This window comes from Microbulbifer agarilyticus S89, assembly GCF_000220505.1.
Taxonomy (GTDB): domain Bacteria; phylum Pseudomonadota; class Gammaproteobacteria; order Pseudomonadales; family Cellvibrionaceae; genus Microbulbifer; species Microbulbifer agarilyticus_B.
Map to the genome: position 1 here is coordinate 1 of NZ_AFPJ01000019.1, position 26,566 is coordinate 26,566.

General features: G+C 55.7%; 23 protein-coding genes, 3 tRNA genes and 1 pseudogene. 2 read left to right on the forward strand and 25 right to left on the reverse strand.

Annotated features, from left to right (window positions below; all coding sequences use genetic code 11):
• From AS89_RS18520 to uvrB, 12 genes and pseudogenes are all read right to left on the reverse strand, one after another.
• Positions 1-111: pseudogene (locus AS89_RS18520) on the reverse strand (phenylalanine--tRNA ligase subunit alpha); the annotation flags it as partial.
• Positions 112-305: 194 nt separating this feature from the next.
• Complete coding sequence (gene rplT / locus AS89_RS0105325) at positions 306-665, reverse strand: 50S ribosomal protein L20 (protein ID WP_010131381.1); 360 nt, start codon at positions 663-665, stop codon at positions 306-308.
• A gap of 36 nt (positions 666-701) precedes the next feature.
• The gene (gene rpmI, locus AS89_RS0105330) at positions 702-896 is read right to left on the reverse strand and encodes a 50S ribosomal protein L35 (protein WP_010131383.1); all 195 of its coding nucleotides are present in this window, start codon (positions 894-896) and stop codon (positions 702-704) included.
• A gap of 144 nt (positions 897-1,040) precedes the next feature.
• Complete coding sequence (gene infC, locus AS89_RS0105335) at positions 1,041-1,568, reverse strand: translation initiation factor IF-3 (protein WP_033230008.1); 528 nt, start codon at positions 1,566-1,568, stop codon at positions 1,041-1,043.
• 53 nt (positions 1,569-1,621) lie between these two features.
• Positions 1,622-3,556 (reverse strand): threonine--tRNA ligase, encoded by a 1,935-nt coding sequence (thrS, locus tag AS89_RS0105340; protein ID WP_010131386.1) that lies wholly within the window; start codon positions 3,554-3,556, stop codon positions 1,622-1,624.
• Positions 3,557-3,675: 119 nt separating this feature from the next.
• Positions 3,676-3,752, reverse strand: a tRNA-Val gene (locus AS89_RS0105345).
• A 159-nt stretch (positions 3,753-3,911) separates the two neighbouring features.
• Positions 3,912-5,162, reverse strand: coding sequence for an ABC transporter permease (locus AS89_RS0105350; RefSeq protein WP_010131387.1), 1,251 nt, complete (start codon positions 5,160-5,162; stop codon positions 3,912-3,914).
• Between the two features lie 29 nt (positions 5,163-5,191).
• Positions 5,192-6,436, reverse strand: coding sequence for an efflux RND transporter periplasmic adaptor subunit (locus tag AS89_RS16960; RefSeq protein WP_010131388.1), 1,245 nt, complete (start codon positions 6,434-6,436; stop codon positions 5,192-5,194).
• Entirely contained in the window at positions 6,433-7,470 is a 1,038-nt protein-coding gene (locus AS89_RS16965) for an HlyD family secretion protein (RefSeq protein WP_081475677.1), read from the reverse strand. Before AS89_RS16965 ends, AS89_RS16960 begins: the two co-directional genes overlap by 4 nt.
• Complete coding sequence (locus AS89_RS0105365) at positions 7,467-8,432, reverse strand: HlyD family efflux transporter periplasmic adaptor subunit (protein ID WP_010131390.1); 966 nt, start codon at positions 8,430-8,432, stop codon at positions 7,467-7,469. The genes AS89_RS16965 and AS89_RS0105365 overlap by 4 nt, the downstream gene beginning before the upstream one ends.
• On the reverse strand, positions 8,420-9,100 hold the full coding sequence (locus tag AS89_RS0105370; protein ID WP_010131392.1) for an ABC transporter ATP-binding protein: 681 nt from the start codon (positions 9,098-9,100) through the stop codon (positions 8,420-8,422). The genes AS89_RS0105365 and AS89_RS0105370 overlap by 13 nt, the downstream gene beginning before the upstream one ends.
• Positions 9,101-9,406: 306 nt before the next feature.
• Entirely contained in the window at positions 9,407-11,446 is a 2,040-nt protein-coding gene (uvrB, locus tag AS89_RS0105375) for an excinuclease ABC subunit UvrB (RefSeq protein ID WP_010131393.1), read from the reverse strand.
• A gap of 216 nt (positions 11,447-11,662) precedes the next feature.
• Between uvrB and AS89_RS0105380 the strand changes: the two genes are divergently transcribed.
• A tRNA-Asn gene (locus tag AS89_RS0105380) sits at positions 11,663-11,738 on the forward strand.
• Between the two features lie 97 nt (positions 11,739-11,835).
• Positions 11,836-11,911: transfer RNA gene (locus AS89_RS0105385), tRNA-Asn, on the forward strand.
• Between the two features lie 93 nt (positions 11,912-12,004).
• Here the strand turns inward: AS89_RS0105385 and AS89_RS0105390 are convergent.
• From AS89_RS0105390 to serC, 13 genes are all read right to left on the reverse strand, one after another.
• Positions 12,005-13,948, reverse strand: coding sequence for a polysaccharide biosynthesis protein (locus AS89_RS0105390; protein WP_010131395.1), 1,944 nt, complete (start codon positions 13,946-13,948; stop codon positions 12,005-12,007).
• 106 nt (positions 13,949-14,054) lie between these two features.
• Complete coding sequence (locus AS89_RS16970; protein ID WP_158217341.1) at positions 14,055-14,954, reverse strand: MraY family glycosyltransferase; 900 nt, start codon at positions 14,952-14,954, stop codon at positions 14,055-14,057.
• Between the two features lie 23 nt (positions 14,955-14,977).
• Entirely contained in the window at positions 14,978-15,925 is a 948-nt protein-coding gene (locus AS89_RS18130) for an NAD-dependent epimerase/dehydratase family protein (protein WP_158217342.1), read from the reverse strand.
• Positions 15,926-15,998: 73 nt separating this feature from the next.
• Complete coding sequence (locus AS89_RS0105405; RefSeq protein WP_010131399.1) at positions 15,999-16,295, reverse strand: ComEA family DNA-binding protein; 297 nt, start codon at positions 16,293-16,295, stop codon at positions 15,999-16,001.
• A gap of 224 nt (positions 16,296-16,519) precedes the next feature.
• Entirely contained in the window at positions 16,520-17,236 is a 717-nt protein-coding gene (pyrF, locus tag AS89_RS0105410) for an orotidine-5'-phosphate decarboxylase (RefSeq protein WP_010131400.1), read from the reverse strand.
• Between the two features lie 51 nt (positions 17,237-17,287).
• Positions 17,288-18,478: a lipopolysaccharide assembly protein LapB gene (gene lapB / locus AS89_RS0105415; RefSeq protein WP_010131401.1), complete on the reverse strand. Its 1,191-nt coding sequence runs from the start codon at positions 18,476-18,478 to the stop codon at positions 17,288-17,290.
• Position 18,479: 1 nt separating this feature from the next.
• Positions 18,480-18,788 carry a LapA family protein gene (locus tag AS89_RS0105420; RefSeq protein ID WP_237709634.1) on the reverse strand — a complete coding sequence of 103 codons (309 nt, stop codon included), beginning with the start codon at positions 18,786-18,788 and terminating at the stop codon, positions 18,480-18,482.
• 77 nt (positions 18,789-18,865) lie between these two features.
• Positions 18,866-19,174 (reverse strand): integration host factor subunit beta, encoded by a 309-nt coding sequence (ihfB, locus tag AS89_RS0105425; protein WP_010131404.1) that lies wholly within the window; start codon positions 19,172-19,174, stop codon positions 18,866-18,868.
• Between the two features lie 140 nt (positions 19,175-19,314).
• Positions 19,315-20,994 (reverse strand): 30S ribosomal protein S1, encoded by a 1,680-nt coding sequence (gene rpsA / locus AS89_RS0105430; RefSeq protein ID WP_010131405.1) that lies wholly within the window; start codon positions 20,992-20,994, stop codon positions 19,315-19,317.
• 181 nt (positions 20,995-21,175) lie between these two features.
• On the reverse strand, positions 21,176-21,889 hold the full coding sequence (cmk, locus tag AS89_RS0105435) for a (d)CMP kinase (RefSeq protein WP_010131406.1): 714 nt from the start codon (positions 21,887-21,889) through the stop codon (positions 21,176-21,178).
• A gap of 94 nt (positions 21,890-21,983) precedes the next feature.
• Positions 21,984-24,254, reverse strand: coding sequence for a bifunctional prephenate dehydrogenase/3-phosphoshikimate 1-carboxyvinyltransferase (locus tag AS89_RS0105440; protein WP_010131408.1), 2,271 nt, complete (start codon positions 24,252-24,254; stop codon positions 21,984-21,986).
• Positions 24,255-25,358 carry a prephenate dehydratase gene (gene pheA, locus AS89_RS0105445; protein ID WP_010131409.1) on the reverse strand — a complete coding sequence of 368 codons (1,104 nt, stop codon included), beginning with the start codon at positions 25,356-25,358 and terminating at the stop codon, positions 24,255-24,257.
• 53 nt (positions 25,359-25,411) lie between these two features.
• Positions 25,412-26,491: a 3-phosphoserine/phosphohydroxythreonine transaminase gene (gene serC / locus AS89_RS0105450; protein WP_010131411.1), complete on the reverse strand. Its 1,080-nt coding sequence runs from the start codon at positions 26,489-26,491 to the stop codon at positions 25,412-25,414.
• Between the last annotated feature and the right edge of the window lie 75 nt (positions 26,492-26,566).

Consider the following 26,566-nt stretch of genomic DNA (forward strand, 5'->3'; position numbering starts at 1 on the left):
CTGGCCTTTTTTACCCAGGTAATCCACCCGCACCTGATCCAGTGCCGCGAGGTCGCCGGCCTTTTCTACCAGCGCCAGCGCCTGCTCGGTGAGGGATTGCAATTCTTGCATTGAAACTTTCTCGTTCTGACTCGTTCTGATCGATGAGTGACAATTGTTATTTTGAGACGCAGCGGATAATAGCAAGCCTCTGCGTCAGAAATTCGTGTGCTGCTGATAAAAAAATAGGGAAGAGCCAAACAGCCCTTCCCTATTTTTAAAGCACAAATCCGCCCTTGCGGGCCGATTTATTCTGCAGGCGCTAATTAAGCTGCCAGGGCTGCCTTGGCTTTTTCAACTACGGCAGCAAAAGCGGCTTTGTCGTATACCGCCAGATCAGCCAGAACACGGCGATCCAGTGCGATATCCGCCTTCTTCAGGCCAGCAATCAGTCGGCTGTAGCTCAGGCCTTCAGCGCGGGACTGGGCGTTGATACGCGTGATCCACAGAGCGCGGAAGTTACGCTTCTTAACGCGACGGTCGCGGTAAGCGTACTGACCAGCTTTGATGACTGCCTGCTTGGCTACGCGGAATACGCGAGAACGCGCACCGTAGTAACCTTTAGCCTGCTTCAGAATTTTTTTGTGACTGCGACGCGCCACTACACCACGTTTTACACGGGCCATATCAATATCCTCTTAAAACTTAACGTGTGCAGCCAATTACTTGGCGCGCAACATACGATCGACCAGGGTGGCATCAGACTTGTTCAAAGTGTTGGTGCCGCGCAGCTGACGCTTACGCTTGGTGGTCATTTTGGTGAGGATGTGGCTCTTGTTAGCGTGCTTGTGCTTGTAGCCCGAAGCCGTCTTCTTGAAGCGCTTGGCAGCGCCACTGTGTACTTTTGCTTTCGGCATTTTGTACTCCAAAGTGAATAGTGACCCACGAATGGGTTCTGTTAATTGGTTACAGGCCGAAGCCTGCAACTGTGCGGGAGTGAGAAGGCAGCCGTCGCCCGATCACATCCCGAAAAGAAGACTCAGATACCGGGTATCCAAGCCTTACTTTTTCTTTTTGGCGGGCGCGATGACCATGATCATCTGGCGGCCTTCCATTTTTGGCCGCTGCTCCACCGTACCCAGCTCCTCGAGGTCTTTCTCGATGCGCTGCATCATTTCCATACCCAGCTCCTGGTGGGCCATTTCACGGCCACGGAAGCGCAGGGATACTTTCGCTTTGTCCCCGGCTTCCAGGAAGCGGGTCAGGTTGCGCAGTTTGATCTGGTAGTCACCGATATCGGTACCGGGACGGAACTTCATTTCCTTGATCTGCTGCTGCTTTTGTTTCTTCTTAGCCGCATTTTTAGCCTTCTTGGCCTCAAATACGTGCTTCCCGTAGTCCATGATCTTACAGACGATGGGATCGGAGTCCGAAGCAATTTCAACGAGATCCAGGCTGGCCTTCTGCGCTTCTTCCAGCGCCTCTTCCAGAGTGACAATGCCTACCTGTTCACCATCCGCACCAATCAATCGCAATTGAGAAGCTTCGATCTGATCGTTGATGCGGGCCTTTTTGGACCGTCCTTTCATATCTCGTTTAATAACACTCGTCTCCGGTTACTCAAAAAAAGCTATCGGGGCGCTTATTCAGCTGCGCCCGCAATAGACGAACGGCCGCGGCGGTCCACGTCCTGGCGGAGGATCTCAAGGAATGACTCATACGTCATGGTTCCGAGGTCCTCACCGCTACGTGTCCGCACGGCAACCGTCTGATTTTCCACTTCCTTATCGCCGATTACCAGCAGATAAGGAACACGCTGAAGCGTGTGCTCGCGGATTTTAAAGCCGATCTTCTCGTTTCTCAAGTCAGCAGCGGCGCGGAAACCCTCACCACCCAGCTTGGACTCAATATCGCGACAGTATTCGGACTGACGATCGGTGATGTTAAGCACCGCAACCTGCTGGGGCGCCAGCCAGGTCGGGAAGGCACCCTCGTAGTTCTCAATCAGGATACCGATAAAGCGCTCGAAGGACCCGAGAGTCGCGCGGTGCAACATTACCGGGTTCTGGCGGGAACCGTCTTCCGCCACAAACTGCGCGTCCAGACGGCCCGGCATGGAGAAGTCCACCTGGATGGTGCCGCACTGCCATACACGGCCGAGACAGTCCTTCAGCGAGAACTCGATCTTGGGCCCATAGAAAGCACCCTCACCCGGCAGCTCTTCCCAGTCCAGATTAGCCGCATCCAGGGCGTCCGCCAGCGCCTTCTCCGCCTTGTCCCAGCTCTCGTCGGAACCGACGCGCTGTTCAGGGCGGGTAGACAAACGATAGATCACTTCATCAAAGCCGAAGTCTTTATAGACCTCGTGCAGAAGGTCCATAAACTCAGATACTTCAGACTGGATCTGGTCTTCGGTACAGAAGATGTGGCCATCGTCCTGAACGAAGCCGCGCACACGCATCAGGCCATGCAGGGAGCCAGACGGCTCACTGCGGTGACAGGAGCCAAACTCCGCCAAGCGCAATGGCAGGTCGCGGTAGCTGCGCAGGCCCTGATTGAACACCTGCACGTGACACGGGCAGTTCATCGGCTTGATGGCAAACTGACGCTCTTCGCTTTCCAGCGTGAACATGTCGTCGCCGAATTTATCTGCGTGACCGGATTTCTCCCACAAAGAGAAATCCACCAGCTGCGGGGTCTTGATCTCTTTATAGCCGCGCTCGCGCTGACGCTGGCGCATGTACTGCTCAACGGTGCTGTATACAGTCCAACCATTGGGGTGCCAGAACACCATACCCGGCGCTTCTTCCTGCATATGGAACAGGTCGAACTTCTTCGCCAGCTTGCGGTGGTCGCGCTTTTCCGCTTCCGCAATACGGTGCAAATACGCCTTGAGCTCTTTCTTATTACCCCAGGCAGTACCGTATACGCGGGTCAGCATCTCGTTGTTCGAGTCACCGCGCCAGTAAGCACCAGCCACTTTGGTCAACTTGAAGGCCTTGAGCTTGCCAGTAGACGGCACGTGCGGGCCGCGGCACAGGTCTTCAAAGTCGCCCTGGCGGTACAGGGAAATATCTTCATTGGTAGGAATGCTGGCAATGATCTCTGCCTTGTATTCCTCACCCATTTCACGGAAGTACTTCACCGCATCGTCACGCGGCAGCAGACGGCGGCTTACCGGAATATCTTCCTTGGCCAACTCTTCCATGCGCTTTTCGATCTTCTCAAGATCTTCTGGCGTAAATTGGCGCTCGTAGGCAAAGTCATAATAGAAGCCATCGTCGATCACAGGACCGATCGTGACTTGAGCACCGGGGTACAGCTGCTTGACCGCCTGGGCCAGCAAGTGCGCGGTAGAGTGGCGAATGATCTCCAGACCTTCTGGCTGGCGATCGGTCACGATCGCCAGGTCGGCATCGTGATCAATAACAAAACTGGTATCCACTTCCTTTCCGTCAACGACACCTGCCAGCGCAGCTTTCGCGAGACCGGGACCAATATCATTGGCAACGTCGAATACAGAAACAGGATTGGAGAATTCGCGACGGGAACCGTCAGGGAGGGTGACAACAGGCATTGCACTTCCTTATTTATCAGTGGCGACCCCTACGTAAGACCGCGTGATTCACATCTGTGAGTGTGGGCTTGCGCCCGAAACGAACCAAATCAAAAGAGAGGAAAAGGCTCGCGAGAAATTGGTAGACCCGAGCAGACTCGAACTGCTGACCTCTGCCATGTCAAGGCAGCGCTCTAACCAACTGAGCTACGGGTCTAGAACATGCAACCGGGATATCCCCGTGCTGCAGAGGAGGCGAACTCTAGCACCGTGAATCAGGCATTTCAACACAAGTGACCAGATTTTTCCCATCGCCACGTTCGCGACCTGCTGGCGCGCCAAATGCGCTGCCAGCAAGCCCACGAGAACCGGTAAGTCAATCGCTTTGTAACGCATCAATGGGGTTGAGCTGCGAGGCCTTGATTGCCGGGTACACGCCAAACACGAGCCCCACCAAGGCGCACACCGTAAACGACAATACGATGGCACCAATCGACCAGGACACGGGCCAACCCGCGTAAAGCGCAATTACTTCCGACAGTAAAACACCAAACACAATGCCGAGCAGACCGCCAAGAATCGCGATGGTAAAGCTCTCAACCATATACTGGATTCGAATGTCCCGCTCGGTGGCACCAATGGCTCGCAACAAACCAATTTCCTTGGTTCGTTCGAGCACTGTCGCCAGCATAATGTTCATGATGCCAATGCCACCGACCAGCAATGAAATACCGGCAACGCAGGACATGACGATGTTAAAGATCGCCTGGGTTTCCATCTTCTGGGCCATCAAGGCAGCCGGCACGACCACCGCATAATCTTCCACGCCATTATGGCGCCGCTCCATCAGGTGTGTCAGTGCGCGCGCGGCCTCCCGTGCATCGGTCCCGGGTGCCAAGCGGAATTTCAGTTCGCTGAGTTCGGGCGCGAGGGTTTCGCGGGCAAAACGCTGGTCAGCCGTTGCCAGCGGGATAAAGATCTGGTTTTGCTCGGCACCGAGCTTTACCCCTTCAAATTCTGCACCGTCGACAAACGGCGAATCCAGGACGCCCACCACCCGGAACCAGAGATGGTTTACCTTGACCATTTCCCCCAGCGCGGAATCACCGGGGAACAACTGCCCGGCAACAGATTCCCCGAGCACGGCCACCTGCGCAAGCGTCGACTCGTCCTCGGGTCCAAGCAGCCGGCCAGCATTCAACTTGAAGGGCGACAAGTCAAAGTAATCCGCGCTAACCCCGCTGGCTGATGCGTCACTTTTACCGTGAGCACTAAACACGCTGTATGTCGGTAGGCTTTTCTGCGCAGCAAAAGCAGAGACAAAGCCGAAAGTACTCAATGCGGCTTCGCCGTCACGCAGAGTCAAACCGGAAGACTGTTTCCGCTGCTCATACAGTTCATCGTCCGGCACATCTGCGCTCTGCACGATCAGGTTGTTGAGGCCCATAGTTTCGATCATGCGCAGGGCCTCACGCTCGGCGCCCTTACCAATATTCAGCATCGCAATCACGGCACCGACACCAAAAATCATGCCGAGCAGCGTCAGCAGAGTCCGTAACTTGTGCTGGCTCAATTCCGACAGTGCATCGGCAAATGTCAGCAACACCGGACGCCAGGTATCGGGCATGGCTCCGTGCAACCTTTCAAGCAAACCCATCAGCCATGCCCTCCCGGAGCGCTCACATCCTCAACCAGGCCCGACACCTCATACAGCGAGATCGCTTCGCCTGCCTCCAGCCCTTCGACCACTTCAACATGGGTCGGCGTGGCATCGCCGAGCGACACCTCTCGCTCAACGAATCCCTCACCCTGCCACACAAACACATAGGCTCCTTGCGGGCGATGGAAAACACTCTGCAAGGGAATCGTCACGCGCAGCTCTTCCTCGCGAATGCGTACCTGGGCACGCAAACCGCGTCCGAGCTTGAATAGCTTGGGGTGTTGCTGATCGAACTCCGCCACCAGCTCATAATATTTTTGCGGATTACCCCGCTCGATGGATCGTGGTGCCGGGCTAACACTGGCAACTCGCGCCGGAAAACGGCGCTCAGGCATGGTTTCGATCCACACTTCGACAAACTGCCCCTCGGCGAGACCCGCGGCCTCACGGTCCAGCACGTAGAGCCGCGCCTGCATTATGCTGACGTCCGGCAAGTCTCCCACTTTTCTGCCGGGCCAAACTTGCGAGCCAACGCGGGGCTTTTCACCCCGCCAGTTCGCTTCATACACCAGCAACCCATCGTGCGGCGCAACCACTTCGAGCTTGGCCAGATCCTGATCCAGGCGCTCTATTTTCTCACTGTGCTTACTTTCCTGCACCGACAGCACATCCAGCTCACCGCCGGCGCGCGTTGTAAAACGCTCATTTTTCCAGCCGAGATAGCCGAGTTTGGAATTCAGGTACTGTGCATCCAGCGCATCATCGAGAATCTCCAGGCGGGATTTCAACAGGTCATCCTGGACCGCAAACTTCTCCGCAAACTCCTTCTCTGTACCAACCTGAGAAATATCCAGGAATATCTCCATCTCTTCGCTATCCAGCGCACCGCGCTTTTCGCGCAGGTCTTCCTGGGCAACACTCAAGTCGCCCGCGCTACGACTGCGCTCCCGCTCCATACTCGCACCATCGAAGCGCAAGATAACGTCCCCCTTCGATACGCGGGTGTACTCAGGCAACATCCACGCAATGAACTTGGGACGACGCCCCTGAGGTGCCTGAATTGAAGCCGCCGACTGGGCTTCAAGCTCACCATGTGCGGGTACAAAAGCCGCGCTCGACGTCGTTTGCACGGTATGCAGCAACGGCTGCCTGGTTGCGTCGGAACAACCCGCCACGAAGCCAATACCCAGCAAGGCGAGTGCGAAGCGAAGTCCTCTCTTGCAAAAACAAAATAGTTTCATTCGCCGCTTCCCGCCTCCGCAACCAATTCCCGGGTAACATCCGCTAAATTCAGGGTGGCGGTCATGCCGGGCTTTAAACTCACCTCTTCATCACTGTCGATCGCAACGAGCAGGTCAATCACTCGCCTGCGGTCATTGTTGGACCTATCGCGAACAACCCGTCCGAGCTCGGCAATGCTGCCGGTCAATGTTTTGCCTTGCGCGCTATCGACAACCACATCCACAGGTGCACCCAATGTGAGACTGCTGCGATCGACCTCGTCAGCTTGCGCCCGCAACTGCATGCGACTCAAGTCTGACAAGAGCACCACCGGCTGCCCAAAACGCACGGATTCACCCTGAGATGGCTTCTCCCCTTGCCAATTGGGGATGTACTGCACCAGCCCCGCGATCGGCGCATGGACTTTTAGCCGATCTACTTGCTTTTGCAACAAATCCACCTCTGCCGCCAAGGTATCCACTTTCCGCTCAGCGAGCGATACCTCCAACTTGCCCGACTTTTCATGCAGTTCAGCCAGCGCCCGCGCCAATGCCAAGTCATTAGTGGCAATTTCGAAATCAATTGCCGACTTCATCCGCTCATTTTTGGACAGGGACTGGTCGATAATCGCTGCGCGTCGTTCTGCCTTATCAAACTCTGCACGCTTTTCTTCTACGGCAAGCACATCATCTTTCGCGGTCTGTTCGACTTTTCTTACGGTATTCTTTAGTTCGCTGCGAGCCTGGGCCAACTCCGATTTTTTTTCGATCAAACGATCGCGTACGGGCTTATCATCAAAGGCGACAATCAGGTCCCCTACTTTCACATGGGTATTTTCCGGAACTAACCGCTTAATACTGTAATTCCACATACGGGAAATACTCGGTGGCGCAATTTTTACATGCTTTTCCGCTTCGAGTTCTCCAGTGATAGATAGTGGTGGCCGGCTGGCATCCGGGGCTGTGGCAGACTCCGGATCGGCGCACCCCGCGATGGCGACTATGAATAGCAGGCACGACAGAGCACCATAGCGGAAGGAAAAGTGACATCTCATGAAGCAGTGTCCTCCAGCAACTCGACGCGCGCCCCCATTCCCGGGAGCAGCTCCAACTGTGGCTGCTCCAGCAGTGAAAACTTTACCCGGTAGTAAAGCCCGACACCCCACTCACTCCGTTTCTGCGGCTGCGTTGCCACATGATCAAGTCGGGCAGGCAGACGTAAATCCAACCGCGAATCAAAGGTGAGGATGGCCTCCTGACCTAGCCGCGCACGATCAATATCTACTTCGTGAAGCCAGGCTTCAATATAGAGGTCATTCAGCGATGGTATCTCGGCGATTAGCCAGGTGGGTTGGGCACTCATCCCCACAAACACCCGTTCACCTGTCCACGGATGCTTGCCATACAAGACAGGGCCAGCGCGCTCAGCGCGTACACTCATGGACGCCAACCGTTCTTCTTCGAAAGCAAGATTTTCCAGGGAGCGGTCAATGGCTATCGTTTGCTTGCGCAAGGTCACATCACGAGTGAGGCGCGCCTGCTCCAGGGCATCCTTCGCCTTGGCGACCTTAGAATCCGCCTCCTTCTTAGCCACCTGAAATGACTCGTACTCGTACGCACTGAGAAACTGCGCTGGGATTGCCGCGTCGATGGCGGCCTTTTTAAGCAACAGTACCTCACGCTTCAGCGCATACTCGCTTTCCAATACCAGTTCCGCTTGCTGGGTTTCCTGTTGCTGCAAGGTCTCCCGCGCTCGCTTGAGAGCAACCTCCTCTGCATCGATCTTGCCCTGAATTGCAGCGCCATCGAAAACCGCCACAATTTCACCTGGCTCAGCGATCTGCCCCTCCGGCATCAACCACTGCAATTCCACCCTCCAATCATCCGTCATTGGTGCGACGAAATGCTGCTTATCCTCCGCCCTGACTTCCCCGCTGAGCAGCAGCGGCGCCGCTATTACTTTCGGCATCAGCACTGCGATCACCACCAAACCAAGCAATAGGCTTACCCTGCGCATAGTGTGTCCTCGATTACCAGGCCATCACTCATCCGAATCGTTCTCTGCGCGTGCTCGGCAATCTCTGGCTCATGCGTAACCATAACGATGGTTTGCCCCTCACGGTGCAATTCCTTGAGCAGGACCAGAATCTCCTCCGAAGTCCGGGTATCCAGGTTACCGGTAGGCTCATCGGCAAAAATGACTTTTGGTCGATTCACCAACGCCCGCGCAATCGCCACCCGCTGACGTTGTCCGCCAGACATTTCAAAGGGTTTGTGATCTAACCGGTGGCCCAGGCCCACACGGTCCAACATGGCGCGAGCGCGAGATTCGGCTTCTCGCTCTGGAATATCGCTGTAGCGCAAAGGCAACATCACATTACGCAGCGCGGAGAGACGCGGTAGGAGGTGAAAGGTTTGGAAAATAAAGCCAATATTGCGATTGCGTATACGTGACAGTGCAGCATCGTCGTAACTACCAACGGCTTGCCCATCCAACCAATATTCCCCTGACGTCTGCTGATCCAGACAACCGAGAATATTCATCAGCGTCGACTTACCCGAGCCGGAAGCCCCCATAATGGCTACGAACTCGTTTTCTGCAATATCAAGGGATACGGATTGCAACGCCACTACCTGCGCGTCACCACTACCGTATTCCCGACGCAACTCTGAGACTTTTATCATTATTACCGCGCCGAAGCCCAAACGGAGGTTGAGCCAAACAAATTTTTACAGGACCACCCGCAATGAATTTCAATGACAGCCGTCATTCACTGCATAGCAGTCAAACAGTAACATCAAGACTTTCTTTTATATAATTATTTCGCACATTGCGCACAATCAGTCCTATCGATCAAACCGATACTAGCTCTATTCAAATTGAGTCAGGACAAGTTCACGCGCAGTCAACATGGATACGGCACCACGCGGTAACAAGAGGCGAGCAGATCCACCCCTTTCGTGGACCTACTCCATTAGCTCAGGGTGTGATCAAACGCTGTCTTTCAGTTTAGCGATCTCGTCGCGGAGTTTGGCCGCATCTTCAAACTCGAGGTTTTTCGCGTGGTTGTACATCTGCTCCTCCAGCGCCTCGATACGTGCCCAACGCTGCTGATCGGTTAGCGGTTTCTGGTCTGCCGTATAATCCGCTCCCTTTTCTGCCACCTTACGCCGCCCGCGCGCCGGCACCCCCGGAGCCACTGCGCCCTCGAGAATATCTGCAACACTCTTGCGGATGCCTTTGGGGGTGATGCCATGCTCGGCGTTATGCGCCAACTGCTTTTCGCGGCGACGCTGGGTTTCATCCAAAGCACGACGCATTGAGTCGGTCACCTTGTCCGCGTAAAGGATGGCCCTCCCCTCCAGGTTACGGGCTGCGCGGCCGATCGTCTGGATAAGAGAACGATCCGAGCGCAAAAAACCTTCCTTGTCTGCATCAAAAATGGCAACGAGAGAGACTTCTGGCATATCCAACCCCTCTCGCAGGAGGTTGATCCCCACCAGCACATCAAACTCGCCGATACGCAGATCGCGAATAATTTCCACGCGCTCCACCGTATCAATGTCTGAGTGTAAATAACGCACCCGCACCCCACTCTCCTGCAGGTACTCGGTCAGATCTTCCGCCATGCGCTTGGTAAGCACCGTAATCAGTACGCGCTGATCCTTGTCGACACAGCGGTGGATCTCCGAAAGCGTGTCGTCCACCTGCGTCGCTGCCGGCCGCACTTCTACCACCGGGTCGACCAACCCTGTAGGGCGCACCACCTGCTCTACTACGGCACCAGCATGCTCCTCTTCATACTTGCCAGGTGTCGCGGATACAAAAATGGTTTGCGGTGACAGATGCTCCCACTCCTCGAACTTGAGTGGGCGGTTATCCAGCGCAGAAGGCAAACGGAAACCGTATTCCACAAGAGTTTCCTTGCGTGAGCGGTCGCCACGATACATACCGCCGATTTGCGGCACCGTCACATGACTCTCATCAATGAACAACAGGGAATCATGCGGCAGGTAATCAAATAGAGTGGGCGGTGGCTGCCCGGCGTCGCGTCCCGACAGGTAACGGGAGTAATTCTCCACGCCATTGCAGTAGCCGAGCTCTTGCATCATCTCCAGGTCATACTTGGTACGCTGCTCCAGCCGCTGCGCTTCAAGCAGCTTACTGTTATCACGCAGCTGCTCCAGACGCCCCTTTAGCTCATCCTTGATTTGGTCGATCGCGCTGACAATGGTTTCCCGCGGTGTCACATAGTGGGACTTGGGGAAAATCGTAATGCGCGGCACCTTGCTCAACACTTCGCCTGTAAGCGGGTCAAACAGGGTAATTTCTTCGATTTCTTCATCAAATAGGGAAAGCCGCACGGCCTCCAGATCCGAGTCTGCAGGGTAAATATCGATAATATCCCCGCGCACTCGATAGGTAGCACGCCGAAAATCGGCGTCGTTGCGGGTGTACTGCAGCTCCGCCAACCTGCGCAAGATGGTTCGCTGGTCAACAATATCGCCGCGGTCCAGATGCAGTACCATCTTGAGGTACTTGTCGGGATCACCAAGGCCGTAAATAGCAGAAACCGTGGCGACCACAATGACGTCTTTGCGCTCGATCAGCGCCTTGGTGGCTGACAGCCGCATCTGCTCGATATGCTCGTTGACCGAGGCGTCCTTTTCGATAAACGTATCCGACGACGGAACATAGGCTTCTGGCTGGTAGTAGTCGTAGTAAGACACAAAGTACTCAACCGCATTGCGCGGGAAGAACTCCTTCAGCTCTCCATACAACTGGGCCGCCAGCGTCTTGTTATGTGCCATGACGATCGCCGGGCGCTGCAAGCGCGCAATCACGTTGGCCATCGTGAAGGTTTTACCAGAACCGGTCACACCCAATAGCGTCTGATGCGCAAGACCATCGCCGACCCCTTCAACCAGAGACTCAATTGCGGCTGGCTGGTCACCGGCCGGCTCGTACTTGCTGCTCACTTCAAACGGACGAGCTTCCATAGACTTTTCACCAATCAATTCTAACGACATCTTCCCGCTACATTAGAACCACGGGGAGTGGGAAATTGTAGGCGCGTACGCCACTAAGGGACAAATGCCGTCTCACAGCATCGCGGACGGCGAGAAAATAAACACTGAAAAATCAAAGAGTTATTTTTGGATAAAGGGGTTGACCTGTTCTGGGGTGCTCTATAAGATACGCGCCATCTGACCGAGACGGTAACCAAGCCGCCGCTCAGATGCAGTTCCGCCTTAGCTCAGTTGGTAGAGCAAATGACTGTTAATCATTGGGTCGCTGGTTCGAGCCCAGCAGGCGGAGCCAAATTCAAAAACCCCGGAGCCCGGAATGGCTACGGGGTTTTTACTTAGAGCACTGCTCTAATGGAGACGCCTCCCCATGGAGCCTCTCACCTCTTAATTCCGCCTTAGCTCAGTTGGTAGAGCAAATGACTGTTAATCATTGGGTCGCTGGTTCGAGCCCAGCAGGCGGAGCCAAACTAAAAACCCCGCGCCTTTATAGGTAGCGGGGTTTTTTATTGCCTTATGGCTGCCGGCGACCGACAGCGCACTTACCTCAAAAACCAGCCCTCAAGCCGTCGGCAAACGACGCACCTCTGCAACCTCAGATTTACGGGCAACCTCCTCGCTCTCAGCCAGCTGAGACCAGACGGTGTCGATCAGTTGCTGCTTGGGCGCATAGTCCTTGACCGAATCCACCAGCACGCGATGCACTTCCGCGCAATCCTGACGGGCACATGCATCTTTCAGCTCTGACAGATACACCTGCAATTCATCACTCGACAAGCGCTCTTCTTCCGCACGCATAATCATCGGATGATCGGTACCGGCCACTTTGTCACCCAACAAAAGCTCTTCGTAGAGTTTTTCACCCGGGCGCAAACCAGTAATCTGAATCTCGATGTCCCCATCCGGATTGGCCTCATCGCGCACGGTGTGCCCCATAATCTGAATCAGGCGACGGGCGATATCGAGAATGCGCACCGGCTCCCCCATATCCAGCACAAAAACCTCACCCTTGCGTCCCATACTCCCCGCCTGAAGCACCAGTTGCGCCGCCTCGGGGATGGTCATGAAGAAACGCGTGACCTTTGGGTGCGTAACGGTAACCGGGCCACCGGCGTTGATCTGGTCTGAGAACAAGGGAATGACCGAGCCGGAAGAACCCAGCACATTGCCAAAACGCACCATACATACCCTGGTGCGCCCAAAGCGGCGACCAAAATCCTGACAGATGAGCTCCGCCAGTCGCTTAGTGGCCCCCATGACATTGGTCGGCCGTACTGCCTTATCGGTGGATACCAGCACGAATTGCTCCACCCCATAGGCCTCCGCCGCCTCGAGCACCGCCAGCGTGCCGAGCACATTGTTTTCAGCGCCGACCGCCACGTTCTGCTCAACCAGTGGAACATGCTTGTAAGCGGCGGCGTGATATATGGTTTGCACCCTGAACGAATCAATAATTTCGCCCACTCGCACCCGGTTGCGCACATCCCCTAACAGCGCTGTCACTTCGACCTGCAGATCCTCATCCTGCTGCTGTTGCCGCAACTCCCGCTCAATCTGATACAGGGAGAACTCAGAGGACTCCAGCATGATCAGCTGCGTCGGCGCCCACTGCACAATCTGGCGACACAATTCCGAACCAATGGAACCGCCGGCACCGGTCACCAGCACCACCTTGCCGGAAATCGACTCAGAAACGAGCTCTCTCTGCGGCTCCACCGGGGCTCGACCGAGGATGTTTTCATAGATTTGGGAAACGTCCGATACCCGGCCTGCACTATCGACCAACTCTTCCATGCCGGGGATAACCTTCACCACGATACCGCGCTCACGCAGGCTACGGGTAATCTCCCGGCGACGGCGCTTGGGCACCCCGGGCATTGCCAGGAGGATTTCAGAGATGTCACGCTCAGCAATGACTTCGTGGATGTTGGCCGGGCTGTATACCAATACGCCATCAATCAACGTATTTTGCTTGGAGGCGTTATCATCAAAAAAAGCCACGGTTTTATACATTTCACCGTGAATCAGCCCCTTATAGAGCTGCAAGCCCGCTGTACCCGCGCCATAGATGGCCACACGAGTCTTGTGAATCTCCAGGGCCATTTGATAGTAGAGGCGAACCAACCAACGGGATCCCCCCACGGTAATGAGCGCGAAACACCAATAGATAACCGGAACGGAGCGAGGCACACCGGCATAGGTCAGGTAAGACGCCACGGCAAGCACAACCGCAGATGCGGTCACACCCTGTAACACCGCGACAATCGCCTGCTGGCCCATGTAACGGATCACCGTGCGATAGAGCCCCAAGCGAAGGAAGATAAAGCTACTGGAAACGAGAGTCATGCCGAGGCACATTGCCATGGCGGGCTCGGTGACCAAACTGGCACCATCGAAGCGAATCGTCATCGCCATCAAAAATGCGGCGGTGAGCATCAGCAGGTCATAGCACAGCATCAAAACCGGCTTGTAGTTTTTTTGTGCAGATTTGTAAAAGCTATTCACCAGGCCCCCAAGATTCCCTTTCCAGACCCTTTGGATCCTTCCGTTTTGCTGTACATCTTCATTTTCCTAGTGACTCACCTGCTGGCGAATCACAGCACGGGTGTTCTTATGCCATACCCAATTTTACAAGCAATAAAGCCGCAAGCGACGTGCTAACCATCACGGCTAGCTCAATTCGCAACGACACTTTGACGCCATGTTTTAACGCCATCCGCTGATACAGGTGCTGGCGATGGGCTTCCCACCACCGCTCCCCGCGGAATATCCTGATCAGCAGCGTTGCCGTTGCATCGAGCCAAAATGGCAGGAATATCAGTAGCGGAACAAGCGGCCCCCAAACCTCTTGCCGCCAGCCGACGACACTCACAGCAAACACCGCCAACCCAATCACCGTTGAGCCGGCATCCCCCAGAAAAATTTGCGCCTGCGGCCAATTGTAGTGCAAAAAAACGACACTACTGACGACCACCAACAGGCAAAGACTCCCCAGGTCCGCCGCGCCACGCCAGAAACTGATCACCGCAAGCGCAGCAAAACCGATGGCCGTCATACTTCCCGCGAAGCCATCCATGCCATCCATAAAGTTGTACAGATTGACAACCCACACGCCCGTTAGCAGCAAAACTGGCCACAACAACCATGCAGTTCCCCAGACACCTTGCCCTACCGGAACAGGAAGTATTTCGTACAACAAAATACAGACGGATAAAATTTGAACAGAGAATCGTAACCGTGCACTCAGCGGGCGCAAGTCATCCGCCAGTGAAATACTCAGCAACAGAAAAAAAGCAAAAAAAGTGCCAAAAGAAATCGATGCCCCACTCACCAGCAAGCCAGCTGCGGTGCCACCCAGCAACGCCCAACCGCCGGTTCTAGGGACCGGCGTCTCATGCAAAGAGCGGTGATTTGGCGTATCCAGCGCAAATTGACGCAATCGCGATAAAAGAATGCGCAACACCACCAGTGCAACAACACCCGCAACTGCACACGAAACGAACAGTGTCACCCACTGCTCCGGAACCACACCCATCAACTGCCCTCATTTACCGCTTGCAAGAATTGGCGATAGCGCCGCACGGGCCGCCAATTCAGCGTGGTTCTTAGTCGGGCGGAACTATAAAGCTCGCTCCGCCCCACTTCAAGCAAACCCGACTTAACTCCCATTACGGACAGTGACCGGGCCACCAACCCCACTATTGCGGTCAAAAAATCACTGTTCTTCATGGTACGGCCACTGGCCGCAGAGCCAATTACACTTAGGTCGCAATACTGCGGCTCTGCAGCAATAAAAACCTCGCGGTCACAACGAGACTCAACAATCAACCGAATAGCGTCAAGCAGGTCACCCAGGGCGACAAAACTGCGGAAGCCAGTGGTGGGAACCCGCGGGATGAAACGTCCCCACACGCGAAACTTTTGTCGCCAAGCCATCACCCTCTTCGCGGCGACGGGATGCACATCAGCCTGCCCTGCGCCAGATCCATTCTCACACTCACCATAAACGGCCGCGGGGCGCAGCACGTTGACACGAATCTCTGCCGGTGACGCAAGCAATTGCTGCTCCGCACGCCATTTGCTCCCACCGTAGACATCACTGGCGGGCTGCCCCTCATACTCGCGCGCCAGCTGGCCACTGGGTGGCGTAACCGCTTTTACACTGGACAAATATAAAAATGAGTCGGCCTGGGCAGCTGCCGCAGCGCCGAGCAGTTCGCCAGGGAAACGACAGTTTACCAATTCAGCCGCGCCCGGCTGTTGCCGGCATTCGCGGACCGAAGCCATACCGGCCGCGTAAATGACCCTATCACCCGCCACAAACAGACCCGCACAATCTTTTGCGCTCAGCGTTTCCACTTGATGATGAAAAGCCCCTTGTGGACCGGAGGGGCGACGAGACACGGATACAACAGGATCTCCAGTCGCCAATAGGTAGCGACTCAGTGCAGAACCGATATAGCCAGAGCTCCCAATAATCACCCAACGCATTCTTTACAACATCTCTCAAGCAGAAAAAAAGACAGCGCCCTCAGGCGCTGTCCTTGTCGATTACTTACAGCTGGATTCGATCTTTATTCTTCTCCAGCGTAACTACCCCGATACCCTTGATCTCCAGTAGCTCTTCCACACTGGAAAAACTGCCATTCTCTTCCCGGTATTGCACAATTAATTCCGCGCGGGCTACCCCGACACCCTCCAGGGCATCTGCCAGCTCCTCCGCGGTAGCCTTATTCAGGCTCACAACTTGCACTTCCTTTACCATCGCCTCTTCCGCAGCCATGGAAGGTAGCGCACTCAACGTCAGCGCAATGGCGATCAATACGGCAGCAGGTACACGAAACAACTTCATAACAAAATCCTTTTTCTTGCAGTCATTAATGCGCTGATCTTGGGCGCCGATCCATTTCAGCTTTCACCCAGGCATCCATCAGCGTGCTTTGGTCTTCAATCCGTGGGACCAACAAACTCCACAGGCGCAGTGACTTTACCAAACAATCCAGCAGTTTTTGACCGCCAGGCGATTACACGCCATTACAGCGGATTACGCCGCGTCACCTACACGGCACAGCCGTATCAATTCTGGATGTCCCGCAACCCATCAACAATTGCGTCCAGCGCATCACCAGGGTTTTCAGCCCCAGTAATGGGACGGCCGATGACCAAATAATCCGATCCACCTTTGACCGCATCGACTGGTGTGACGATTCTGCGCTGATCATCGGCCGCTGAACCCGCTGGACGAATCCCGGGTGTGACCAAAGCAAACCCTTTACCGCACTCCGCTTTCAGCGCACCCGCCTCGCGTGCGGAACATACCACGCCGTCCAGGCCACTCTCTTTGGCAAGTTTTGCCAGCGCAACCACTTGTGCATTTAACCCGCGCGTCACACCCACTGGTGCCAACTCTTCTTCCGCGGTACTGGTGAGCACCGTTACACCGATAAGCAGCGGGCGCTTGTCCCCAAGCGGCTCCAGCGCTTCGCGGGCTGCGCGCATCATGCGTTCGCCTCCGGAAGCATGGACATTCACCATCCAGACCCCGAGATTAGCCGCAGCGCGTACCGCCGCGGCAACGGTATTGGGAATATCATGAAACTTGAGATCCAGAAAAACCTCGAAGCCGCTCGCGACCAACTTGCGCACCAAGTCAGGACCGGCAATCGTAAACAGCTCTTTACCCACTTTGACCCGGCAGATCGCGGGGTCGAGTCGCCCGGCCATTGCCAGGGCATCTTCCGCATTATCGTAATCCAATGCCACGATGACAGGAGAAGAAACAGAATCAGTCAAAGAACACCTCAGTGTTTGGATGTGATGATAGGTAAAAGGCAGTAACGAACGTTACTCGCCCTCAATACCTTTTACCGAACGGACAGTGTCCCAGCGCTTGCAGCTGGGGCATAGCCAGTGCAATTGATTGCCGGAGAAACCGCAATTGTTGCAACGATAGTGAGGCCTGCTCGCGATCAATTGGTCGATCAAGCTCTTCAGCAGGAACAGATTGTCCCGCGCACGCCCCTCGGTGCTATCGATATGGAGATTGAGGAAGTGCCCCAAGCCCCGCAGTGAAGGTCGCATGGCCAACTGCTTACCCATATAAGCAGCAGCTTCCGTCTCACTCTGCTGCTGATGAATACGATCCGTCAGCGCAATAAGCACACTGTTGGAGGGGTGTTCTTTTTGCAAACCCTCGAGATAGTGCTCGAGACCGCGCTCATCCCCAATCGCTTCGTAACAAGTAATCAGCAACTCGAGAATTTCAGGAATGTAATCCGGGTTCTGTTTCGGTACTCGCTCCAGTACCCGAATAGCCTCCTGAGGCCGCCCCAGAATATGCTCCAGGCGGCCCAGTAACAGGTTCGCGCGCACCGAGTGGCGATCATAACCGAGCGCCGCATCAATATGCTTTCGCGCGCTCAGGTAATCCTTCGCATTGATGGCCTCTTCTGCCAACTCACAGCAAAAGTGGGCCTGAATGGGCGCCCACTCGCTGGGCAAACGCTTGAAGCGACGCCCATGCAGCAGATTGACCGCGTGAATCCCCTTGGCCCACTCACGCTCGTCTCGGTACACCTCAATCAGGTATTCGAGGCTGGTGCTGCGCAGCTCCGATGAGGTCTCCACGAGTTCTTGCAGCAGGCGCTCAGCCCGATCCAGCCAACCGGCGGCAATATAATCTCGCGCCAGCTCCAACTGTGCTTTTTGCTGGCTGATGCGGTTAAGACTGGGGCGCGCCAGCAGGTTCTGATGGACCCGGATGGCCTGGTCATGTTCGCCCCGGCGGCGCAGGAGGTTACCCAGCGCCAGATGGGTTTCGAAGGTAGCGCTGCTCACCTCGAGACCATCGATAAACTTTTCGATGGCATCATCGTGACGCTCGCTAAGCAGGTAATTCAGTCCCTGGGCGTAAGATTGTGCCAGGGCCTTGTGCTGCCGGTTCTTGGCACCTTTCTTTTTGCCACTTTTACGGCCCAGATACCATCCAATGCCGATGGCCGCAAAAATGAAGATAAAAAAGGTCAGGTCGCTCAATTTAGTCTCCAGCAACCTGTCGGCGAACCGTGTGCAATTCGCGCTCGGTGCGCAGCAGCTGGCGCTCCAGCGCCTTGACCCGATGGCGCTCGGTCCAATATGGCAGCAAACTAGCCCAAAAGCCCAATAATGCGCCGATCAACAGGAAACCAATGAGCCAGAACCCGACGCTACCGGCAAACAAGGGGTAGCCGGCAAACCGTGGGGTAATACTTTCGGGGTTATCGACGGCAAAATAGACACCCAGCGCTATGCACACCAGGGCCAATATCCCGAACAATAAACGCGATATCCAGCGCAGAAATGACAAACGAACCTCCGATTCCGGAAGAAGTGTGAAAATCTAAATTCCGTTACAGTGTTAGTCCACTGTGCCCAGCTCGGCAATTACGCACTCTCTAGCGTATCGCGCTGCATTTGCTGGTTAACTCTATCCCTAAGCTCTTTTCCCGGTTTGAAGTGAGGCACATATTTCCCCGCCAGCTCGACGGAGTCACCGGTTTTTGGGTTACGCCCGGTCCGCGGCGCACGGTAGTGCAGTGAGAAACTGCCAAAACCACGAATCTCTATCCGCTCCCCTTCAGCCAGAACACTCGACATCGTGTCCAGCATGACTTTAACCGCCAGTTCCACATCCTTCACCGGCAGCTGATCCAACCGCAGAGCGATCTTTTCGATCAGTTCAGACTTGGTCATGCTATCCGCAATCCTTTCTAAGTCATTGATTATTCTGGAATAGCGGCAATCATCTAATAGAAAGCCGGACTGGGCAACCCCAGTCCGGCTTTCACATAGCCTCAACTCATTGAGCAGAAGCCATCAATAACAGAGAACTATTAGTCCTTGTTATTCATCTGGGCCTTGATCAGGTCACCGATAGTCGCCGGCTGAACCTGTTCAGCTTGCTTCTTGCTGTGATCCTTAATGGCCTGCTTCTCGTCGTCCTGATCCTTGGCTTTGATGGAGAGGCTGATCACGCGGTTCTTGCGATCCACGCTGGTGATCTTGGTCTCAACTTCTTCGCCTTCTTTCAGGGCGTTACGGGCATCTTCAACCTTGTCGCGGCTGATTTCAGAAGCGCGCAGAACGCCTTCTACTTCGTCCGCCAGGGTGATGATAGCCTGCTTGGCGTCAACTTCTTTGATTACACCGGTAACGATGCTGCCGCGATCGTTAGTGGTTACGTAATCAGAGAACGGATCGGATTCCAGCTGCTTGATACCCAGGGAGATACGCTCGCGGTCGGAGTCGATACCCAGGATAACGGTTTCCAGCTCGTCACCTTTCTTGAACTTGCGAACAGCTTCTTCGCCCGCTTCGTTCCAGGAGATGTCGGACAGGTGAACCAGACCGTCGATGCTGCCGTCTAGACCGATGAAGATACCGAAGTCAGTGATGGACTTGATCTTACCGGAGATCTTGTCGCCCTTAGCGAATTTACGCGCGAAGGCATCCCACGGATTTTCCTGACACTGCTTGATACCCAGGGAGATGCGACGACGCTCTTCGTCGATATCCAGAATCATTACCTCTACCTCGTCGCCAACGTTGACAACTTTGGACGGGTGAATGTTCTTGTTGGTCCAATCCATTTCGGAAACATGTACCAGGCCTTCCACACCTTCTTCCAGCTCGGCGAAGCAGCCGTAGTCGGTCAGGTTGGTGATCACAGCCTTCACGCGGCTGTTTTCCGGGTAACGCTGCTTGATGGATACCCAAGGATCTTCGCCCAGCTGCTTCAGGCCCAGGGATACACGGCTGCGCTCGCGGTCGAACTTCAGTACTTTTACTTCGATTTCGTCGCCAACATTCACGATCTCGCTCGGATGCTTGATGCGCTTCCAAGCCATATCAGTGATGTGCAGCAGGCCGTCGATACCGCCCAGATCTACGAATGCACCGTAGTCGGTCAGGTTCTTCACGATACCCTTGATCGCCATGCCTTCTTGCAGGCTGGCCAGCAGTGCTTCACGCTCTTCGCTGTTCGCTGCTTCCATTACGGCGCGACGGGAAACAACAACGTTGTTGCGCTTGGCGTCCAGCTTGATCACTTTGAAGTCGAGCTCTTTGCCTTCCAGGTGCGCGGTATCGCGAACCGGACGAACGTCTACCAGGGAACCCGGCAGGAACGCGCGGATATTGGCAACGTCAACAGTAAAGCCACCCTTAACCTTGCCGCTGATAACACCTTTAACCACTTCGTCTGCAGCGTGTGCAGCGTCGAGGATTTTCCAGGCTTCAGCGCGCTTGGCTTTTTCGCGGGACAGACGGGTTTCACCGAAGCCATCTTCTACGGCTTCCAGGGCAACCTGTACTTCGTCGCCGATCTGCAGATCGACTTCGCCTTTTTCGTTTTTGAACTGCTCTGCAGGAATCACACCTTCAGACTTCAGGCCCGCGTGAACGGTTACCCAGTCTTTATCGATGTCGATAACCATACCGGTCACGATAGCGCCAGGCGCCATCTCAACACTCTTCAAGCTTTCTTCAAATAACTCAGCAAAGTTCTCGGTCATTACTCATACCTATTTGGGTAGGCCCGGCCGTGGATGACTGTAAAACGTAGTCAATCTTCAGCTCAGACCCCGCCGCGCCGCCAGAACGCGGGTTAGATTACAACAGCGGCCGGGCAATTCTGGCTGACCCCGGCCGCTGTTGTTAAAAAATCAAATTCTAAAAAACTGTTTCCAGTCTGGCTCAACGGATGTTTTTTTGTACCAGTTCGAGCACTTTTTGCAGAACACCGTCAATATCGATGTCCGTGCTATCCAGCACCACAGCATCTTCTGCCGGGGCTAAAGGGGAGGCTGCGCGGTTCATATCCCGCTCGTCACGGGCGCGGATGTCCTCCAGCAGGTCGCGGAGGCTAACAGAAACCCCCCTACCCTGCAACTGGTCGAAACGACGGCGCGCCCGCTCTTCCGCACTGGCGGTCAAAAACACCTTGACCGGCGCGTCGGGAAACACGGTTGTGCCCATGTCACGCCCGTCAGCCACCAGCCCCGGCATCGCACGGAAGTCACGCTGGCGCTGCAGCAACGCGTCGCGCACCGCCGGCAACGCGGCTACTTTGGACGCCGCCATGCTGACCCGCTCCATGCGGATATCGCGACTGACATCCTCGCCCGCCAGAACCGCACTCACCTCACCATCGGCGATGGCAAAGCGGATATCCAGATTAGCGGCAATACTCGCCACCACTGACTCATCATCCAGATCAGCATTGGCATTCAGCGCCGCCAGCGCGGTCAGGCGGTACAAGGCACCGGAATCCAACAGAGAAAAGCCGAGCTTGTCGGCCAGCAGCTTGGCGATGGTGCCCTTACCCGAGCCACTTGGGCCGTCGATGGTCACAACCGGTACGGGCAAGCGTTCGGCGGATGTTGAAGCGTTGGTGGTCATATCAGTCATCACTAATTCGATACTACTTTAGTTGGCTGGTATTGCAGTTGGCAGAAAAATTTGTCGAGGTGCGCTCAGCGCACCCCATCGAAGACAGGTGCGGCTAGCACACCTCGAGATTCATCCCCGCCCCCCGAGCCAGCTCGGCGAAATTAGGGAAGGATGTCGCCACATTGGCGCAGTGCTTGATTCGAATATCTGCTCCGGCGCGCAGGGCGGCCACCGCGAACGACATGGCAATACGGTGATCGCCCAGGCTATCCACCTCGCCACCACCAAATACGGCAGACTGGTCGCTCGCACCTTTACCCTGAATCACAATGCCATCGGGTGTCGGCTCGGCATCCACACCCAGGATCTTGAGGCCGTCGGCCATCGCCTGAATTCGGTCACTCTCTTTCACCCGCAGCTCTTCCGCTCCAGTCAATACGGTTTCACCCTCGGCGCAGGATGCCGCAACAAAGATTGCCGGGAATTCATCGATGGCCAGGGGCACCTGGTCTTCGGGAATCTTGATGCCTTTTAAAGGCGCGTAGCGCACGCGAATGTCCGCCACCGGCTCACCGCCTACTTCGCGCGTGTTCTGCAGAGTAATGTCGGCACCCATGGCACGCAGGATATTGATGGCGCCATCGCGCGTTGGGTTGATACCCACATGCTGCAGCAACACATCGGATCCCGGGGCAATGGACGCCGCCACCATAAAGAAGGTCGCGGAGGAGATATCTGCCGGTACATCGATATGGCAGGCCGCCAATTTGCCACCACCCTGCAGGCTCGCGCGCGGGCCGTCACGGCGCACATCGTAACCAAAGCCGGACAACATCCGCTCGGTGTGGTCGCGGGTAGGCGCCGGCTCAGTCGTACTGGTTTCACCATCGGCATACAGGCCCGCCAGCAGCACACAGGACTTCACCTGGGCACTCGCCATGAGCAAGGTGTAATCAATGGCTTTCAAGGCATTGCCGCCACGGATCTTGAGCGGCGGCCGCCCCTCTTCGCCGGTCTCGACGACGGCACCCATTTCGCGCAGAGGGTTGGCTACACGATTCATCGGACGCTTGGACAGAGACTCATCCCCGGTCAATACCGTATCGAACTGCTGCCCAGCCAGCAGACCCGCGAGCAGTCGCATGGAAGTGCCAGAGTTACCAACGTAGAGCGGCCCAGGGGGCGCCTGCAGGCCGTGCATGCCTACCCCGTGGATGGTGACCCGGCCATTTACCGGCCCTTCAATGACAACGCCCATGTCGCGGAACGACTGCAGCGTGGCCAGGGCATCCTCTCCCTCCAGGAACCCTTCCACCTCGGTGACCCCATCTGCCAGGGAGCCCAACATAATTGAGCGATGCGACATGGACTTGTCACCCGGCACTCGCAAATCACCATTTACCGCACCGCCCGGTTGGGCGATAAAAGTTACTTCCTTCGCTTCCATAGTTTCCGTATACGCTTTTTTGGCCAGCATTTTCGTAAAGTGATCCCGCGCCGCCTTGGCCCGGGTAAAAACCCCCATCAGGTGTTCGCTGTCGCCGCTGGCAATGGCACTGCGCAAGGAACCCAGGTTGGAGGTGTAGAGATCGATCGATTTTAAAATGGCATCGCGATTGGCCAGCATAATGTCTCGCCACATCACCGGGTCACTGGAAGCAATCCGGGTAAAGTCGCGGAAGCCGCCAGCGGCATAACGGAAGATATTCTCGTTTTCCGCATCGTGGGCGAGAGTATCCACCAGGCCGAATGCAATCACGTGCGGCAGGTGGCTGGTCGCCGCCAGCACTTCATCGTGCTCGACCACAGGCATACTGAGCACTTCTGCACCTACCGCCTGCCACATACGCTGGATACGCTGGATATGCGCTGGAGCAGTATTTTCAAGCGGCGTGAGAATAATGCGGTGGGCGATATACAAATCGTCGCGCGCGGCGGTCACACCACTCTGCTCAGACCCCGCGATCGGATGACCGGGCACCAGAAACTCCGGCGCCTCACCCCAGACATTTTGCGCTGCGGCAACCACGCTGCCCTTCACGCTCGCACCATCGGTAACCGTCACACCAGCGGGCAAATTATCCTTCAATTGCGTGAATACCGCCTCAACCGTCAGCGTGGGCACGGCAACAAAAATCACATCACCCGCTTCCAGCTCGGGAAGCACTTGGGCAATATCGGTAACTGCACGATCCACCACGCCCAGCCCAACCGCCTGGTCGCAGGTTTGCTGACGGCGCGCAACACCGATGATCTCACGACAACCACTGGCGGCCTTCAGGCCCAGCGCCAAACTGCCACCAATCAGCCCAATCCCAACGACAACCAGGCGGCCAATCTGGCCCGAGACTTCCCCCCCAGCAGCACCATCCATTGCCGACATTTACAGCACTCCGCGCGGGTAGGAGCCAAGCACCTTCATATCGGACGCGCAGGCACCCACATCTTTCAGCGCCGCCGCCACATTTTCGCTGTCGCGGTGGCCGACAAAATCAATAAAGAACACGTAGGTCCAGTTACCGCTTTGTGAAGGACGGGTTTCCACTCGGGTCAGGTCAATATTGTGGTTCTGGAACGGCACCAGCAGGTCGTGCAGCGCACCCGGCTCGTTGCGCATAGACACCATCAGCGACGTTTTGTCGTCGCCGCTTGGCGGCACTTCCTGGGATCCGATGATCAGGAATCGGGTCGAGTTATCCGGGCGGTCCTCAATTTTTTCATTGAGAATCTTGAGGCCATACAGATCGGCCGCCATATCACCGGCAATAGCTGCTGCATTCCACTCACCCTTAACGCGCTTTGCAGCTTCCGCATTGCTGGCAACCGCCACGCGCTCCACGTTCGGGTAGTAGGAATCCAGCCACTTGCGGCACTGCGCCAGGCTCTGCGCATGGGAGTAAATACGGGTAATGGAATCCTTACGGGTAATATCGGAAATCATCAGGTGCTGATGAATCCGCAACTCTACCTCTCCACAAATTTTCAGGTTGGAGGTCATAAAGTTATCGAGGGTATGGTTCACTACCCCCTCGGTCGAATTCTCTACCGGCACCACACCGTAATTAACCGCCCCGGCCTCCACCTCGCGGAACACCTCGTCAATCGCCGCCAATGGCTTGGACACCGCAGAGTGGCCGAAATGCTTGAGCGCGGCCTGCTGGGTGAAGGTGCCTTCCGGACCAAGATACGCCGCTTTAATTGGCTCTTCTAATGCCAGACACGCCGACATGATTTCACGAAACAAGCGCGCCATTTCTTCGTCGGTCAGCGGACCGGCATTGCGCTGCATCGCGCGACGCAACACCTGGGCTTCGCGCTCCGGGCGATAATACAACGCATCCTCGCCATTGCTCTTTTTGACTTCAGCAACTTCCAGCGCGCAATTGGCACGCTCGGAAATCAGTCGCGCGATATCGCTATCGAGGCCATCGATGCGGTCGCGGAGTTCCAGCAGGCGCGGATCCTGCTTTGGCTTATCTTCAGACATAACTCTCGCCTAAATTCGTAAAATCCATTACTCAGTCGCCACAAAGGCGCTTATCAACCTCGGCGCTGTTCAAAATCGGCCATAAAGGCCACCAGGGCCTCGACCGCCTCCAGGGGCACAGCGTTGTAAAGGGACGCCCGCATACCACCCACAGAGCGATGCCCTTTCAGGTTGAGCAGCCCTGCCGCTTCCGACTGTTGCAGGAATTGCTTGTCCAACTTTTCATCGGCAAGCACAAAGGGCACATTCATACGCGAGCGACTTTCCTTCGCCACCGGGCTGGAGAAAAACGCACTGCGATCAAGGAATTCGTACAGCAATGCAGACTTTTGCTTGCTGAGTTCTGCCATTGCCGGCACCCCGCCCTGGGCCTTCAGCCACTTGAACACCAGACCAGACAGGTACCAGGCAAAGGTCGGCGGCGTGTTGTCCATGGACCCGCCGTCAGCGGCAATTTTCCAGTTCAGACTGCGCGGAATATCAGGCAGCGCACGATCAAGCAGGTCATCACGCACGATACCTACCGCGATACCGGACGGGCCAATGTTCTTTTGTGCCCCGGCATAGATAAAACCAAATTTATCGACCGGGATGGGCTGCGAGAGAATGGTCGACGACATATCGGCTACCAGCGGGCTTTTCACTGCCGGGATATAGGGAAACTCTACACCGCCGATTGTTTCGTTCGGCGTATAGTGGAAGTAAGCGGCATCGGCACTTTCCTGCCAGCTATCCGCCGCCGGCGCGTAGCTGAAGTTCTGATCCTCGGAAGACGCCACAATATTCACGTTACCGTAGCGGCGCGCTTCTTTGATCGCCTTGGCGGCCCACTGCCCGGTATGGATATAGTCTGCCGTTTTGCTGGCACCCCCAAACAGGTTCCAGGGTATGGCACTAAACTGGCCCGTTGCCCCGCCCTGCAGGAACAGCACCTTGTAGTTATCTGGAATTGCCAGCAAATCCCGCAGGTCCTGCTCGGCAGTTTCCGCCACCTGGGTAAATTCTGGCGAGCGGTGGCTGACCTCCATAACGGAACAGCCCAGCCCCTGCCAGTCCAGCAATTCTTCCTGTGCCTGCTGTAATACCGGCTCCGGCAACGCCGCAGGTCCCGCACAGAAATTAAACTTTCTCATTGATTCACTTCCACAGAGAAAACAGATTGGATTAAAACTTTGGCCAGAGGCCGAATTGCGAGATCCACAAACCTC

Coding starts and splice junctions, on each gene's coding strand:
- serC (WP_010131411.1), bottom strand. CDS start 26,491: ATGAGAAAGTTTAATTTCTGTGCGGGACCTGCGGCGTTGCCGGAGCCG.
- thrS (WP_010131386.1), bottom strand. CDS start 3,556: ATGCCTGTTGTCACCCTCCCTGACGGTTCCCGTCGCGAATTCTCCAAT.
- cmk (WP_010131406.1), bottom strand. CDS start 21,889: ATGACTGATATGACCACCAACGCTTCAACATCCGCCGAACGCTTGCCC.
- pheA (WP_010131409.1), bottom strand. CDS start 25,358: ATGTCTGAAGATAAGCCAAAGCAGGATCCGCGCCTGCTGGAACTCCGC.
- rplT (WP_010131381.1), bottom strand. CDS start 665: ATGGCCCGTGTAAAACGTGGTGTAGTGGCGCGTCGCAGTCACAAAAAA.
- AS89_RS0105370 (WP_010131392.1), bottom strand. CDS start 9,100: ATGATAAAAGTCTCAGAGTTGCGTCGGGAATACGGTAGTGGTGACGCG.
- infC (WP_033230008.1), bottom strand. CDS start 1,568: ATGAAAGGACGGTCCAAAAAGGCCCGCATCAACGATCAGATCGAAGCT.
- AS89_RS16965 (WP_081475677.1), bottom strand. CDS start 7,470: ATGAGATGTCACTTTTCCTTCCGCTATGGTGCTCTGTCGTGCCTGCTA.
- ihfB (WP_010131404.1), bottom strand. CDS start 19,174: ATGACCAAGTCTGAACTGATCGAAAAGATCGCTCTGCGGTTGGATCAG.
- AS89_RS0105405 (WP_010131399.1), bottom strand. CDS start 16,295: ATGAAGTTGTTTCGTGTACCTGCTGCCGTATTGATCGCCATTGCGCTG.
- AS89_RS0105440 (WP_010131408.1), bottom strand. CDS start 24,254: ATGTCGGCAATGGATGGTGCTGCTGGGGGGGAAGTCTCGGGCCAGATT.
- AS89_RS0105350 (WP_010131387.1), bottom strand. CDS start 5,162: ATGCCCGATACCTGGCGTCCGGTGTTGCTGACATTTGCCGATGCACTG.
- AS89_RS16960 (WP_010131388.1), bottom strand. CDS start 6,436: ATGAAACTATTTTGTTTTTGCAAGAGAGGACTTCGCTTCGCACTCGCC.
- rpsA (WP_010131405.1), bottom strand. CDS start 20,994: ATGACCGAGAACTTTGCTGAGTTATTTGAAGAAAGCTTGAAGAGTGTT.
- rpmI (WP_010131383.1), bottom strand. CDS start 896: ATGCCGAAAGCAAAAGTACACAGTGGCGCTGCCAAGCGCTTCAAGAAG.
- AS89_RS0105365 (WP_010131390.1), bottom strand. CDS start 8,432: ATGCGCAGGGTAAGCCTATTGCTTGGTTTGGTGGTGATCGCAGTGCTG.
- uvrB (WP_010131393.1), bottom strand. CDS start 11,446: ATGTCGTTAGAATTGATTGGTGAAAAGTCTATGGAAGCTCGTCCGTTT.